At 38.5% G+C, this 15,336-nt stretch carries 12 protein-coding genes; 10 read left to right on the forward strand and 2 right to left on the reverse strand.

Translation table 11 applies throughout. The annotated features are described in order from the left end of the window. Positions 1-4: 4 nt before the first annotated feature. The gene (gene plsY / locus BBI08_RS08020; protein WP_008499102.1) at positions 5-598 is read right to left on the reverse strand and encodes a glycerol-3-phosphate 1-O-acyltransferase PlsY; all 594 of its coding nucleotides are present in this window, start codon (positions 596-598) and stop codon (positions 5-7) included. Between the two features lie 135 nt (positions 599-733). Here plsY and BBI08_RS08025 point away from each other — a divergent pair, with 135 nt between their 5' ends. From BBI08_RS08025 to BBI08_RS08060, 8 genes are all read left to right on the forward strand, one after another. Beyond that, complete coding sequence (locus BBI08_RS08025; RefSeq protein ID WP_008499103.1) at positions 734-1,141, forward strand: CoA-binding protein; 408 nt, start codon at positions 734-736, stop codon at positions 1,139-1,141. Positions 1,142-1,259: 118 nt separating this feature from the next. Continuing rightward, positions 1,260-3,230: a DNA topoisomerase IV subunit B gene (parE, locus tag BBI08_RS08030; protein WP_008499104.1), complete on the forward strand. Its 1,971-nt coding sequence runs from the start codon at positions 1,260-1,262 to the stop codon at positions 3,228-3,230. Then, positions 3,227-5,653 (forward strand): DNA topoisomerase IV subunit A, encoded by a 2,427-nt coding sequence (gene parC / locus BBI08_RS08035; RefSeq protein ID WP_065527949.1) that lies wholly within the window; start codon positions 3,227-3,229, stop codon positions 5,651-5,653. Before parE ends, parC begins: the two co-directional genes overlap by 4 nt. A gap of 279 nt (positions 5,654-5,932) precedes the next feature. Continuing rightward, positions 5,933-7,222 (forward strand): threonine ammonia-lyase IlvA, encoded by a 1,290-nt coding sequence (ilvA, locus tag BBI08_RS08040; RefSeq protein WP_065527950.1) that lies wholly within the window; start codon positions 5,933-5,935, stop codon positions 7,220-7,222. A 114-nt stretch (positions 7,223-7,336) separates the two neighbouring features. After that, positions 7,337-7,903, forward strand: coding sequence for a DNA-3-methyladenine glycosylase I (locus BBI08_RS08045; RefSeq protein WP_008499105.1), 567 nt, complete (start codon positions 7,337-7,339; stop codon positions 7,901-7,903). A gap of 307 nt (positions 7,904-8,210) precedes the next feature. Next, positions 8,211-10,154: a fructose-bisphosphatase class III gene (locus BBI08_RS08050; RefSeq protein WP_040851316.1), complete on the forward strand. Its 1,944-nt coding sequence runs from the start codon at positions 8,211-8,213 to the stop codon at positions 10,152-10,154. A 219-nt stretch (positions 10,155-10,373) separates the two neighbouring features. Then, entirely contained in the window at positions 10,374-12,422 is a 2,049-nt protein-coding gene (locus tag BBI08_RS08055; RefSeq protein WP_065527951.1) for a GAF domain-containing sensor histidine kinase, read from the forward strand. A gap of 200 nt (positions 12,423-12,622) precedes the next feature. Further along, positions 12,623-13,048 carry an NUDIX hydrolase gene (locus BBI08_RS08060; RefSeq protein ID WP_008499107.1) on the forward strand — a complete coding sequence of 142 codons (426 nt, stop codon included), beginning with the start codon at positions 12,623-12,625 and terminating at the stop codon, positions 13,046-13,048. 48 nt (positions 13,049-13,096) lie between these two features. On the opposite strand, the gene BBI08_RS08065 is transcribed toward BBI08_RS08060, so the two are convergent. Next, positions 13,097-13,549 carry a DUF305 domain-containing protein gene (locus tag BBI08_RS08065; protein ID WP_008499108.1) on the reverse strand — a complete coding sequence of 151 codons (453 nt, stop codon included), beginning with the start codon at positions 13,547-13,549 and terminating at the stop codon, positions 13,097-13,099. 268 nt (positions 13,550-13,817) lie between these two features. On the opposite strand from BBI08_RS08065, the gene BBI08_RS08070 reads away from it, so the two are divergent. Together BBI08_RS08070 and BBI08_RS08075 are read left to right on the forward strand one after the other, a co-directional pair. Then, entirely contained in the window at positions 13,818-14,699 is an 882-nt protein-coding gene (locus BBI08_RS08070; RefSeq protein WP_008499109.1) for a DMT family transporter, read from the forward strand. A gap of 62 nt (positions 14,700-14,761) precedes the next feature. Continuing rightward, positions 14,762-15,289, forward strand: coding sequence for a GNAT family N-acetyltransferase (locus BBI08_RS08075; RefSeq protein ID WP_083383302.1), 528 nt, complete (start codon positions 14,762-14,764; stop codon positions 15,287-15,289). Positions 15,290-15,336: the final 47 nt, after the last annotated feature.

Raw genomic sequence — 15,336 nt, forward strand, 5'->3', positions numbered from 1 at the left:
CTGGTTACATCCAGCTGATTTTTGGTTCAGTGCCAGCTCGTATTCGAGCAATATTGGCGCGGTGGCGGAAAATAATGAATAGCGCCAATAGATAAATGACCGACATAAACAAGTAATCTGCTGAAAAAATTGCATAAATGGTAATATAAATGATAAAAACGACTGCTAAGATAATTGATGATAATGATACCATTTTTGTGATTTTTAATGCAATCAAAAACACAGCGACAGCCATAATGAATAGTGGCCATTGATAACCAATCAGGATACCGCCAGACGTGGCAACTGCTTTACCGCCTTTAAACTTAGCAAATACCGGAAAAATATGTCCGATAACCGCTAACACACCAAACACTAACGGGTGGATATCAGTAGCGATAAAGAGCGGAATCAACGTAGCAGCTGTTCCTTTTAAAATATCTAAAATTGTTACCGCAATTCCAGCTTTTTTTCCGAGCGTCCGAAACGTGTTCGTAGCTCCTAAATTGCCACTTCCTTGCGTACGGATATCAGTTTTGTAGAACAGTTTTCCAACCCATAAGGCAGAAGGAATCGAGCCAAGCAAGTAAGCTAATAGTAGGGGAAGCAGTATAGTCATGATGAACTCCTTTACACAACCTTATTTTGTATTTTTAGTTTACCATGACTGAAGTTCTTTAAACAATAGTCGGTAGATTATTCAACAGGCAGAACAAAATCGTGTATGATAGAATAAAAAGGACAGGTGAACATTTTGGAAAATCCTAGCCGCAACGAAATCAAAAATGTACTCGACCAAGCAAAAACAATAGCAGTGGTCGGGCTTAGTCCAAATCCTAGCCGAACGTCTTATGTCGTATCAGAAGCTATGAAGCGCGCAGGTTATCGGATCATCCCAGTAAATCCTTTAGCAGATACGGTAATGGGTGAGAAAAGCTATGCCCGGTTGAGCGATATCCCAGAAAAAGTAGATATCGTTAATGTTTTTAGACGCAGCGAGTTTCTAGAAGATATCGCAGATGAATTTATGAAAATCGATTGTCCGGTTTTTTGGACACAATTAAATGTAATAGATGAGAACGTATTTAATCGTTTGACTGATGCAGGGGTTACAGTCATTATGGATCGTTGCATCAAAGTGGAATACGCCATTCTAAAATAGGCAATACCGCTAAAGGGCGCTCAGCGCTCTTTTTCTATGAAGTTTGACAGATGGTCTAGAAATAGCATACGATTAAGATAGAGAGAAACGCGAACAAACGTTTGTTGGAGGGAATTAGATGGCTAAAATTCAAAATACGGCATACAACGAAGAAGCAATTCAAGTACTCGAAGGCTTAGATGCCGTTAGAAAACGTCCGGGTATGTATATCGGTTCGACAGACACTCGTGGACTGCATCATTTGGTCTATGAAATTGTTGACAACTCGGTCGATGAAGCGCTTGCAGGACACGGAGATAAAATTTCCGTTACGATTCACGAAGATAATAGCATCAGTGTTCGGGATTTTGGACGTGGCATGCCTACAGGAATGCACCGAAGTGGGAAACCTACGCCAGAAGTTATCTTGACCGTGCTACATGCTGGAGGAAAATTTGGTCAAGGCGGCTATAAAACAAGTGGTGGACTTCACGGTGTTGGCGCTTCTGTTGTGAATGCTTTGTCCAGCTTTTTAGAAGTGACGATTTATCGCGATGGCAAAAAATATCTTCAGCGCTTTGAAAATGGTGGAAAGCCTGTTACGACCTTAGAAGAATTTGGCTCCACAAAAGAAACAGGGACAATGATTCATTTCTTACCTGATGAATCTATTTTTTCTGTTTCAAAATACAATTATGAAACCCTTTCTGAGCGGTTGCGCGAATCTGCCTTCTTGTTAAAAGGGTTAAAAATTGAGCTATTCGATCAACGAACAGAAGCGAAAGACGTTTTTCATTACGAAACTGGGATTGAAGCCTTTGTTTCTTACTTAAACGAAGAAAAAGACGTGCTTCATCCGGTAGCGTATATTGAAGGGCAACAAGATGAAATGGAGATCGAATTTTCATTCCAGTTTAATGATGGTTATTCTGAGACCATTTTATCGTTTGTTAACAACGTCCGTACACGTGACGGGGGGACACATGAAACCGGTGCAAAAGCAGCGATGACACGTGTTTTCAACGATTACGCTCGAAAAATCAACTTGCTAAAAGACAAAGATAAAAACTTAGAAGGCTCTGATATTCGTGAAGGAGTGGCAGCGATTGTATCAGTCCGCATTCCAGAAGCTTTACTGCAATTTGAAGGGCAAACGAAAAGCAAACTAGGCACAAGTGAAGCGCGCAGTATCGTGGATTCAGTTGTTTCTCAAAAACTAATGTACTTTTTGGAAGAAAACGCAGAACTTAGCGCGTCGTTAGTTCGAAAAGCCATTCGTGCAGCACAAGCACGTTTAGCCGCACGAAAAGCAAGAGAAGATGCGCGGAACGGTAAAAAACGCAAAAAATCAGATGCCTTGTTATCAGGTAAACTGACGCCTGCACAATCGCGTAACGCTAAAAAGAATGAGCTTTACTTAGTAGAGGGTGACTCTGCCGGCGGTTCTGCAAAGCAAGGACGCGACAGAACATTCCAGGCAATTTTGCCGCTACGCGGAAAAGTTGTAAATACTGAAAAAGCGAAACTCGAAGAAATTATGAAAAATGAAGAGATATCGACGATAATTCATGCCATTGGTGGCGGCGTTTCTTCTGACTTTTCGATCGATGACATCGCTTATAACAAAATTATTATCATGACCGATGCGGATACAGATGGTGCGCATATTCAAGTACTTCTTTTAACATTCTTTTTCCGTTATATGAAGCCTTTGATTGAAGCAGGGAAAGTGTTTATCGCACTTCCGCCATTGTATAAAGTATCTAAAGGACTTGGCAAAAAAGAAGTAATTGATTACGCATGGACTGAAGCTGACCTTGATGCCTCTATCAAAAAAGTAGGAAAAGGTTATACACTTCAACGCTATAAAGGTTTGGGTGAGATGAACGCGGATCAATTATGGGAAACAACGATGAACCCTGAAACTCGCACATTAATCCGTGTGACGATTGAAGACAGTGCACGTGCAGAGCGCGGTATCACAACACTAATGGGTGATAAAGTAGAACCACGTCGTCGCTGGATTGAAAATAATGTCGACTTCGGACTTGAAGAAGATAGTAATATTCTAGAAAATGATTTGATTCACGCTGAGGAGGAACTTGTATGACACAAGCCGAAAGATTTCAAGATTTGCCATTAGAAGAAGTAATTGGCGATCGATTTGGCCGTTACAGTAAATACATTATCCAAGACCGGGCACTTCCAGATGCTCGTGACGGATTAAAACCTGTTCAGCGCCGAATTTTATATGCGATGTACCACGAAGGCAATACTAATGACAAAGCGTTCCGTAAATCGGCCAAAACGGTCGGTAACGTAATTGGTAACTATCACCCACACGGAGATAGTTCTGTTTATGAAGCGATGGTTCGTTTAAGTCAAGATTGGAAAATTCGTCACATGCTTGTTGAAATGCATGGGAATAACGGTTCGATGGATGGTGATTCACCAGCTGCAATGCGTTACACGGAAGCTAGACTTTCAGCGATTTCTTCAGAACTATTACGTGACATAGACAAACGGACAGTGGATTTTATCCCGAACTTTGATGATTCGGATATGGAACCAACTGTTTTACCTGCACGTTTTCCAAACCTTTTAGTAAATGGATCGACTGGTATTTCTGCAGGTTACGCCACAGATATCCCTCCACATGCACTTCATGAAGTACTTGATGCTGTACTAATGCGTATGGATAACCCACAAGTGACAGTTGCTGAGTTGATGACCGTCATTAAAGGGCCAGATTTCCCAACAGGCGGAATTATTCAAGGTGTAGATGGCATAAAAAAAGCGTATGAAACCGGAAAAGGTAAGATTATTGTGCGTTCTAAAGCCGCAATCGAACCATTAAAAGGTGGAAAAGAACAAATCGTCATTACGGAAATTCCTTTTGAAGTTAACAAAGCCACTATGATCAAAAAAATAGATGATCACCGCTTTGACCGTAAACTTGAAGGCATTTCTGAAGTGCGTGATGAGTCTGATAGAACGGGACTGCGAATTGTCATTGAATTGAAAAAAGATGTGCAAGCACAAGGGATTTTAAGTTATTTGTATAAAAATACCGATTTGCAAGTTAGCTATAATTTCAATATGGTGGCGATTTATAAACGTCGCCCAACGATGATGACTTTGCAAACAATGTTAGATGCGTATATCGAACATCAAAAAGAAGTGATTACAAAACGCTCTGAATTTGATTTGCAAAAAGCTAGTGATCGCATGCACATAGTTGAAGGTTTGATGAAAGCATTGTCAATTCTAGATAAAGTGATTAAAACCATCCGTTCGTCAACAGACAAGCGGGATGCGAAAAACAATTTAATCGCCGCATTTGATTTCTCAGAAGCACAAGCAGAAGCAATTGTTTCTCTTCAACTTTATCGATTGACCAATACAGACATTACAGATTTACAAAAAGAAGAAGATAGTCTTAAAAAGACAATTGCAGAACTAACGGGCATTTTAACTAGCTCGACTAAGTTGAAAAATGTCATTAAAAAAGAATTGGCAAACATCCGCAAACAATTTGCAGAACCGCGCCGTTCGGTTATCGAAGAGAAAATAGAAGAAATCACGATTACGCGCGAAATTATGATTCCAAGTGAAGAAGTAGTCGTAACTGTAACAAGAGAAGGTTATGTGAAACGGACTAGCACAAGATCGTATGCTGCTTCGAATGGCAAAGACTTTGCGATGAAAGAAACGGATCATTTATTGTTCGAAAGTAATTTAAATACGCAGCATACTATCCTGATTTTCACTACTGCAGGTAATTTCGTATTCCAACCAATCAACGAATTGCCAGACATTAAATGGAAAGACCTTGGACAACATTTATCGAGTATTATTCAATTAGATGCTAATGAATCTGTTCTTGCCGTTTATCCATTTGAAAACTTTGATGCAGATGCCAGTATTTTGACTGTCTCTAAATTAGGACAAGTTAAACGCTCTGCGTTAAAAGATTATCAAATTCAGCGCTATTCACGTACTGTGAAAACAATGAACTTGAAGTCTGGCGATGCCATGATTTATGCGGGTCTAGTGACGAAAGAAACAGAATTATTCATAGGTACAAGCCAAGCTTACGGTGTTCGTTTCCCATTAGAAGAAGTTCCACTTACAGGACTTCGTACTGGTGGTGTGAAAGGCGTAAACTTAAAAGGCGATGATGAAGCTGTATCGGCTATCTTAATCGACCCACAAGTAAAACAAGAACTGGTGCTGATTACTCATCGTGGTGCAGCTAAAAAAATGAAGCTAGATGAATTTGAAAGTGGTAGTCGGGCAAAACGTGGCGTAGTTATGCTTCGTGAGTTGAAATCGAATCCTCACCGTGTAGTAGCTGTCATTGGCGCAACAGGAAAAGAAGAAATCGTTTTAGAAACAACTAAAGGTGTTCATATTCCATTAATAGCAAATTCATTAAAGAATGTTGATCGTTATTCGAATGGTTCATTCATAGCGGATGAATTATCTGATGGAAAAGTAGTTACTGCATATCGATTAAACACAAAAGAATAACATGAATAAACCACTCCTTTCAATTCAAGGGAGTGGTTTATTTTTTAGGGATTAATGAATGTTTGTATTCATACGTGGTTTTGTTGCCATCTGTAAATATTTAATAAGTTATTCATTATGAATGGTTTTGAATATTTTTATATCTATGAATAGCATTCAGTTTAGTAGAGTTATATAAATCGTAACGAATTTTTCTTCGAATTGTCAAAATTTTCTCGACAATAATAGGCTTTAATGTGTTAGAGTAGTGAGATAAATAAAAATAAGAGGGTGACAACTATGACTAAGAGCAACATCAAAGAGCTCGACAGAAAAGAAATAGTAAAGAAAGTATCCGTAGAAGAAATTATGGTAGCCAACCAGGCGCTCAAGGACGTTGTCATCAAGACACCTTTGCAAAAAAATGAATTGCTCTCAGCACGGTATGAATGCAATGTGTATTTAAAAAGAGAAGATCTTCAAGTAGTCCGATCTTTTAAACTGCGAGGTGCCTATAACTTCATCCGTAGTCTAGATGCAGCAGAACGAGCAAAAGGGGTTGTCTGTGCGAGTGCCGGTAACCATGCTCAAGGGGTAGCGTATTCATGTTTCGCTCTTGGCATTGAAGGAAAGATCTTTATGCCTTTAACAACGCCACGTCAAAAAGTATCTCAAGTAAAACGTTTTGGTGGAGACCAAGTTTCGGTTGTTTTAGTGGGAGATACGTTTGATGACTCGTTTTCAGCAGCGATGGAGTACTGTACAGCTGAAGAAAAAGTATTTGTTCATCCATTTAACGACACAAGCGTCATTGCAGGACAAGGAACGGTCGCAGTGGAAGTGTTAAATGATATGCAAGAACCTGTCGATTATATGTTTTGTGCAATTGGCGGTGGGGGATTGACTGCGGGCGTTGGTTCTTACTTAAAAGGAATCAGTCCAAAAACGAAGTTGGTTGGTGTTGAACCGGCAGGCGCTGCTAGCATGAAAACCTCATTGGCAAATGGCAAAGTAACGCGTCTAGATACGATTGATACGTTTGTAGACGGTGCTGCAGTTAAGCAAGTTGGGGATGTAACAATGGCGATTTGCGCAGACGTGTTAGATGACATTGCATTAGTTCCAGAAGGCAAAGTGTGTACGACGATTTTGCAGCTGTACAACGAAAATGCGATTGTTGCTGAACCCGCAGGTGCGTTGTCTGTAGCGGCTTTAGATTTTTATAAAGATGAAATCAAAGGGAAAAACATTGTTTGCGTCATTAGTGGAGGCAATAACGACATTGAACGGATGCAAGAAATTAAAGAGAAATCTTTGATTTACGAAGGGTTGAAACATTACTTTATCGTCTCTTTCCCACAACGTGCTGGTGCGCTGCGCAAGTTTATGGGGCAAGTGCTAGGTGAAACAGACGACATTACTCATTTTGAATACACGAAACGGACAAATCGCGACGAAGGACCGGTACTCGTTGGCATCGAACTGAAAAGTCCAGATGACTATGAACCGCTCGTCAAACGTATGACCGATAGTGGTTTTCCGTATAAAGAAATTAACAATGATTCACTGCTGTTTAATTTATTAATTTAGTCATACATTGAAGGACGTCTACTCAAAAGAGTAGGACGTCCTTTTTGTCTGTAAAAAAAACAGGAATTCCGTTAAATGATATAGTAAAGATAACGAGAAAATGGAGTGATTTAAATGGAGAAAAGATGTTTATGGGCACAAAGCAACGCGTTGATGCAAGCTTATCACGACGACGAATGGTGCAAACCAAGTAGAGACGATCGATACATTTTTGAAATGCTCACATTAGAAGGTGCCCAAGCCGGATTATCATGGAATATTGTGTTGTCTAAAAGACAAGCTTATCTAGAGGCTTTCCGGAATTTTGACATTGTCTACTGTGCGCAATTAACAGATGAAAAATTGGTTGCCATAAAAGAAAATTATGGTGTTATCAAGCACGGTGCAAAATTAACATCTGTTCGGTCTAATGCACTAGCAGTCTTGAACATACAAAAAGAGTGGGGCAGTTTTGCAGATTTTTTGTGGAGCTTTACGAGTGGAGAGACAATCGACAACAAATGGCCTAGTGATGCTCAAATACCCGCTCAATCTCCTGTGTCTGTTCGACTCAGTAAAGAGCTGAAAAAAAGAGGATTTAAATTTGTAGGACCCGTAACAACTTACTCTTTCATACAAGCAATCGGAATGGTGAACGATCATGTCGAAAATTGCATTAGCCGTATATCCAGCACGAAATAAAGCTAAAGTTATTATATAGAATTAAATAAAAAAGTTATTCTTTTTAATAGCAAAAGGGATTTCCAGTTAAATGCAGAATAAAGGTAAAGAAGGTACCAAGACATTGATGAAATCTGAACTAGAATTATGCGCTGTTAGATGGTCTACCATAGTTTGATAAAGACTTGTTTTTTCTTGCTAGAGCTTATGGTGCTACTACTGTAAACTGAGAGATAAGGAAAACTTTTTTCAATTTAGGCAACATCGCGTTTGACGTAATAGTATAGATATACTTATATGCATGAGACTTAAAGGAGGAGACAAGATGATGAACTTAAAATACTTAGATTTATTAGCGCAAAAATATGATTGTGAAGAAAAAGTCGCTACTGAAATCATTAACCTTGAGTCCATATTGGATCTACCTAAAGGAACGGAACACTTTGTCAGTGATTTACACGGAGAGTTTCAGGCGTTTCAACATGTATTGCGGAATGGCTCTGGAAACGTAAAAGTAAAAATTAAAGACTTGTTTAAAAACGAACTGAGTGACGAAGAATTAAACGAATTCGCTACGCTCGTTTATTATCCAGAAGAGAAATTGCTTATGATTAAAAGTCATTTTAACAGTAAAGCAGAGCTGCATGAATGGTACATAGAAGTAATTGAGCGGCTGCTGAAACTGATTGCCTACGCGTCGTCTAAATACACACGCTCAAAGTTAAGGAAAGCGCTACCAAAACAATTTGTTTATATTATCGAAGAATTATTGTATAAAACAGATGAGTTTAAAAACAAGAAAGATTATTATGCAAAAATGGTGATGCAGATTATTTCCTTAGGACAAGCGGATAAATTGATAGTTGGATTGGCATATACAACACAACGTCTAGTCGTTGATCACCTGCATGTCGTCGGAGATATTTATGACAGGGGACCAGATCCACATAAAATAGTGGATACGCTGATCGATTACCATTCAGTAGATGTTCAATGGGGAAATCATGACGTTTTATGGATAGGCGCTTATGCTGGTTCAAAAGTATGTTTAGCCAATATTTTACGGATTTGTGCTCGCTATAACAACTTAGACATTATTGAAGATGTATATGGTATTAACTTAAGGCCTTTACTAAACTTGGCTGAAAAATACTATGATGACAATCCGGCATTTCGACCAAAAAGAATTTCAGATGAAAAAATGACCGAGCAAGAGCAGTTGCAAATCACTAAAATTCATCAAGCGATTTCCATTATCCAATTTAAGTTAGAAAGTCCCATTATCAAAAGACGCTCATGCTTTGACATGAAAGACCGTTTACTGCTTGAAAAAGTCGATTATGAAAAAAATGAAGCGACAATTCATGGGGAAACTTATCCATTAGATAATACGTGTTTTGCGACTATCAATCCAGATCAACCAGATGAATTATTAGAAGAAGAAAGACAAGTTATCGACAAATTGCTATTTTCGGTTCAACATTCAGAAAAACTAGCGCGTCATATGAATTTTTTGATGAAAAAAGGAAGTTTGTATTTGAAATACAATGGCAATTTACTTATTCATGGATGCATTCCATTAGATGAAGATGGCAATATGGAGAAAATGGAGATCGAGGGAAAATCTTATGCAGGGCGTGAACTGCTCGATGTTTTTGAGCGGTATTTGCGTACTTCATTTGCACATCCAGAAGAAACGGATGATTTTGCGACCGATATGGTGTGGTATTTGTGGACAGGTGAATATTCATCGCTATTCGGAAAACGTGAAATGACGACATTTGAACGTTACTTTATTCAAGACAAAGAAACGCATAAAGAGCGTAAAAATCCTTATTACTATTTACGTGAAGACGAAGAAATATGCCGGAAAATACTTGCTGAATTTGAATTGAACCCTGATCATGGGCGTATCATCAATGGCCATACACCTGTTAAAGAGCGGGACGGCGAAAACCCAATCAAAGCAAATGGAAAAATGCTTGTAATCGATGGTGGATTCTCAAAAGCTTACCAGTCCACTACAGGAATTGCCGGGTATACCTTGCTTTATAATTCTTATGGCATGCAATTGGTCGCTCACCAGTTGTTCAATTCAAAAGATGAAGTATTGCAAAACGGTACAGATGTTTTATCTGTAAAACGATTGGTTGATGAAGAATTAGAACGTAAAAAAGTTAAAGAAACCAATATTGGTGAATGTCTCCAGCAAGAAATTTGGAATTTGAATAGTTTAAGAGAATATCGATACATGAAAACTGTTAGGAAGTAGAAAAAGTATGGAAAAGAAGAGGTGTATCCATATGCCTCTTCTTTTTTGTATTCAAAAAATGATTTAAAAGGCAAGTAGTATAAAAGATATGATAGAAATTAGTAAATAATGCAAAACTCTTTATGATAAGTCCTAAAAATAATATACTATGAGAATAGATAATTTTAACTAGAACCTGATAGTCTACAATTTACGTTTATTAAGAGCGGAGCGAATAAAATGTTGAAAGAACAAGAAAGATATTCGAGACTGGCAGAAATCACAAGAATCATTAATACGAAACTGAAATTAAAAGACATGCTTCAACATGTCGCAGCGGCCATTTCAGAGGAAATTGTTCAATGTGATGCTATCGGTATTTATCTTCCTGATAACGAAGGAGTATTCCGAGCGGTAGCAGGTAAGCCTGAAGCTATCAATGGTCAACCGTTGACTGATCAGAAAATAGAATTGGATGAAGATCCACTTGCAAATGAAATTGCCACTACAAAACAAGTGGTTTACATTCCCGATACATCGATCGACTCACGTCCTAATGCTGCAGCTTTAGCAGCATTTAACATAAAGTCACTTCTTGGACTTCCCATTATTTATGAGCAACATTTATATGGTCTCGTATTTCTATTTGATAATGGCAAGAAAATGGATTTAACAGACAATCAAATTCAAAGTGTTGAAGCTTATGTCAATATGGCAGCTGTAGCTATTCAAAATGCTAATAACCTTAAACAAAAAGAGCAACTGCTTGCAGAAAAACAATTACTTCTCGACGCAAATAACGAACTTGCCAAATGTTCGACTGTAAAAGAAAGCTTAACTACTTGTTTTCGTTACTTAGAGAATGTCAGTGGGTTTACAAATGTCGCAGTTTTTTTAAGAAAGCCGAATCATTCAAACACGGTTTATCTCAAAGAAGTGAATACCAAATCAAATTGGTCAAAACCTGAATGGGAACGTATTCTTGACGATTTCCAATCTAATACGAATTCTGAAACAGTCATCAAAAACATTATTAGGAAAAAACATATGCGTTTTATTCCTTCAAAAGAAAAATGTCGGTTAGTGTTTATTCCGTTAATATCAAAAGGAGCAGTTTTCGGAGTGGTTGCAATCGCTTGTTTATCAGAAAAATTGCATGTTTTCGACAAAACACAAATCAACTTAACGCAGTCAATTATCAATTCGACTGCGATTACACTTTCAAACTTAACTTATATGGATCAACTCGAGCATCGTGTAAGAGACCGAACGTTGGAGCTAGCAAATGCAAACGAGCGGGTTACTAGTGTTATTGGCAGCATTACAGATGGTTTTTTTGCGCTGAATGAAAACTGGGAATTTATCTATATTAACAATCATCAAGTTCTTCCAGAAGGACGCACTCCAGAAAATGTGTTGGGCGAGGAAATATGGTCTGTTTTTCCTGAACGTTTTAATGCCGTTTTGTATAAAGAGTTTTCTGGAGCCATGTTGAAAAGAATGCCTGTACGTTTTGAAATAGCGTCTGCTGAAGAAGGCTATTGTTACGAAATTGTCGCCTATCCTTTTGATGACGGTATTTGTTGCATGTGTAAAAATACGACAGAAAAGAAACACTATGAAAATGAATTGAAACGTTTATCAAACTTAGAACTCATTGGACAAATGGCTGCAGGAATCAGTCATGAAATTCGAAATCCAATGACGACTGTTCGGGGCTTTTTACAGTTGCTTACAGACAATAAAGAACTAGAAAGTTACAATTCGTATTTTGAACTTATGATTGAAGAGCTAGACCGGGCAAACTCCATCATTTCTGAATTTCTATCGATGGGCAATACGAGGTCGTCGGATTTGAAAATGCAAAATTTAAATGCCATTATTACGGATATTGCACCTTTACTGAAAATTGATACGTTTAGTCAAAATAAGTTTATCGAAATCGAAACGATGGATTTGCCAGATCTTCTGTTAAACCGAAATGAAATTCGTCAATTGCTCATAAACATTTGTCGAAATGGACTTGAAGCCATGAACCCAGGAGAAATGTTGTCTATACGGACATATATAGAAAACGAAAGCGCAGTTGTTCTTGAAATAGAAGATGAAGGCGAAGGTATGAGCGAAGAAGTGTTAAAGAAAATCGGGACTCCGTTTTATACAACTAAAGACAATGGCACGGGTCTTGGACTCGGTGTTTCTTATGCTATTGCTGCACGACATCGAGCAAAAATTGATGTGCAGTCAAATAGTGACGGAACCATTTTTTCATTCAAATTTCAATTATAATAAATGGGATTTAATTGAATCATCCATATTAAAACTAGAAGACAAGAGACAAACTCGATCTGTTCGAGTTTGTCTCTTGTTTTTTTGAAATAGATTGCAGTAGGATAGACGTAGCTTGTGTAATACTCGTAAGTAAGTAGCACTTTCCATAACTGTCTCATATAATTACTAAATAGTTACAAAAAAAGGAGTGAAATTGAATGGTCCAAAGTAAAGACACGTCAACTCCCAAACATATCTTATCTGCAGCAGCTATAGTATTAAATGAACAAGATGAATTATTGTTGATCAAAGGTCCGCGCAGAGGATGGGAAATGCCCGGTGGTCAAGTAGAAGAAGGAGAATCGCTTACAGAAGCGACTATTCGCGAAGTAAAAGAAGAAACCGGAATCGATATTGAAATCCAAAAATTTTGTGGTGTGTTTCAAAATGTGGAAAGCTCCATTCGCAATACCTTGTTTTTAGCCAAGCCAATCGGTGGCAACTTAACCACGTCAGCAGAAAGCCTCGAAGTCGCGTATTATCCGATTAGCGAAGCGTTAGAAATGGTGACATGGAAAAACTTCAGAAATAGAATCGAGCATTGTCTCGATGAGCGCAAGCAACCATTTTATGTAGCGTTTTAAAACAGGAAAAGACCAAGAGCTTAAAATTCTGCTCTCGGTCTTTCTCATTTATTCCTCGTCTTCAAGGTCTTCAATCAGCTTTTTCATTTCGGCAATTTCTTTTCGTTGCGCTTCTATAATCGAGTCTGCCAATTCACGAACGCGAGGGTCTGAAATGTTGGCGCGTTCACTCGTCAAAATCGCAATCGAATGGTGGGGAATCATGGCTTCCATCCACTTAACGTCTTCGATTAAAGTTTGACTGCGAACAAGCCATAACGAAAGCGCAAAAACGACTGCACTCGTCCCGAGAATCACCGCATTGGCTTTTTTGTTTTTGTACATCGGCCACATAAAGAGCAACATAACAATCGCCATTGTAGAGCCCATGATCAAGGCCATATACACGCGGGTTTCACTATAGAAAATATGGTCGAACTGAAACGTATTCAAAAATGTTAACCAATACATGATAAAAGCTGAAGTCAAAATCATTACAGTAAATTTCACATATGCATTCATCTATACTCCTCCTTTTGAATTAGGTTGCCAAAAACCAAGCTTATTATTTATATACCTTGATTTATTTCGGATAAACTCCATAAAAACTGCACAAATGGTGAGAAATCAAGTTTAGATACTTTAGTTAAATTTAGAAACTCGCAAATATCTGAATAAATTCACTAATGTAAATTCTTCACTTGGAAAAAATGTTATGATTATTTAATGAAGACAATCACGATTATAAAGATAAACATAATGGATTGTGCGAATAGAGGAGAGTGGCAAATTGAAAGAAAAACTGATTTTCTCTTTATTGGTCGTCTTGACGACGGGATTGATGGGTTCATCTTTTGTAGTAGCGAAAATAGGCTTGATCTACATATCGCCTTTGTTGTTGGCGGGCATACGATTTACGATTGCTGGCAGTATTATGATTTTCTTTGTCTTGTTATTTAAAAGAAAACACCCTAAAAATGCTGCGACTTGGGGGAAAGTCATCTTAATCGGTGCTGTTCAAACTGCAGGCGTGATGGGAGCTATTTTCCTGAGTTTGCGAACGATTACTTCAGGGGAGTCCGCAATATTAACGTTTATGAATCCCCTATTGGTGGTATTGATCGGGACGTTGGTGATGGGCATGCGTTACCGAATCGTTCAATGGTTCGGAGTTTTCGTTGGTTTTGCGGGTGTTTTTGTCACGATGGGAAGTCATTTAGATCTTCAAATCGGGACATTGCTCGGCTTTTTAAGTGCCATATTTTGGGCTGTCGGAACACTTCTTATTAAAAAGTGGGGCGTCTCAATCGATATGTGGGTATTAACCGCCTATCAAATGTTGTTTGGCGGTCTCATCTTATTGCTTGGATCGGCCTTTTTAGAAAATGCCTACATAGTCATTAACACAATATCAGTGTCAATTTTATTATGGCTGTCAATTCCAGCTTCAATCATTCAATTTACGATTTGGTTTTACTTGTTGCAAAAAGGAGATTCGGGCAAAGTTAGCGCCTTTTTATTTTTAGCTCCTTTTTTCGGCATTGTATCTGGCTGGCTCGTGCTAGGAGAGCCAATTGGGTTGCCGTTATTAATCGGAGGCAGTTTGATTTTCTCAGGAATTTTCTTAGTCAATTGGCCAGAAAAACGGGTGCCAGTGAAAGTAACCGTATAGCTAAGTTTAACTAACAATAAAGAAATGGAGCATTCAAGTTGATAGAACTAGCAGGAAGAAAGATGACTTTAACAAACGCAACAGAAGAATTGATGGACGAGCTTTATTATTGGCGCTTTGAAGATCCACAACAAGAAGCGAAAAGATGGAACGGACCTTATATTCCAGAAGTATGGTTGAGTCAAGACCATCACCGAAAAAAATGGCTAGAGGAAAAAGACATTTCGTTCGGCGTACCGGCATCACTCGTTATTACTGCGGACGGCAAAGCGATTGGCTATGTTGGTGCTTACTGGGTGGATGAAAACACAAACTGGTTGGAGACGGGCGTTGTTATTTATGACACAAATTATTGGAACGGTGGATACGGCTCAGAGGCTTACCGGATGTGGATCGACTTTTTGTTTGCCAACACCGATTTGCACCGACTCGGCATGTCGACTTGGTCTGGCAATGAACGAATGATGACCGTTGCAAAACGTTTAGGTATGACAGAAGAAGCGCGTATTCGAAAAGCACGTATAGTCAATGGACAATTGTATGATGCGATTAAGATGGGTATCTTGCGTGAGGAATGGGAAGTGCAATAATGTAAAAAAGAAACAGCCGTCTGGCTGTTTCTTTTTTTAGATTTGAG

Origin of the sequence: Planococcus halocryophilus (assembly GCF_001687585.2) — a bacterium.
Lineage (GTDB): Bacteria > Bacillota > Bacilli > Bacillales_A > Planococcaceae > Planococcus > Planococcus halocryophilus.

Bases quoted from the DNA above. Each gene is read 5' to 3' on its own strand.
- plsY (WP_008499102.1), bottom strand. From the start codon at position 598: ATGACTATACTGCTTCCCCTACTATTAGCTTACTTGCTTGGCTCGATT.
- parE (WP_008499104.1), top strand. From the start codon at position 1,260: ATGGCTAAAATTCAAAATACGGCATACAACGAAGAAGCAATTCAAGTA.
- parC (WP_065527949.1), top strand. From the start codon at position 3,227: ATGACACAAGCCGAAAGATTTCAAGATTTGCCATTAGAAGAAGTAATT.
- ilvA (WP_065527950.1), top strand. From the start codon at position 5,933: ATGACTAAGAGCAACATCAAAGAGCTCGACAGAAAAGAAATAGTAAAG.
- BBI08_RS08045 (WP_008499105.1), top strand. From the start codon at position 7,337: ATGGAGAAAAGATGTTTATGGGCACAAAGCAACGCGTTGATGCAAGCT.
- BBI08_RS08050 (WP_040851316.1), top strand. From the start codon at position 8,211: ATGAACTTAAAATACTTAGATTTATTAGCGCAAAAATATGATTGTGAA.
- BBI08_RS08055 (WP_065527951.1), top strand. From the start codon at position 10,374: ATGTTGAAAGAACAAGAAAGATATTCGAGACTGGCAGAAATCACAAGA.
- BBI08_RS08060 (WP_008499107.1), top strand. From the start codon at position 12,623: ATGGTCCAAAGTAAAGACACGTCAACTCCCAAACATATCTTATCTGCA.
- BBI08_RS08065 (WP_008499108.1), bottom strand. From the start codon at position 13,549: ATGAATGCATATGTGAAATTTACTGTAATGATTTTGACTTCAGCTTTT.
- BBI08_RS08075 (WP_083383302.1), top strand. From the start codon at position 14,762: ATGACTTTAACAAACGCAACAGAAGAATTGATGGACGAGCTTTATTAT.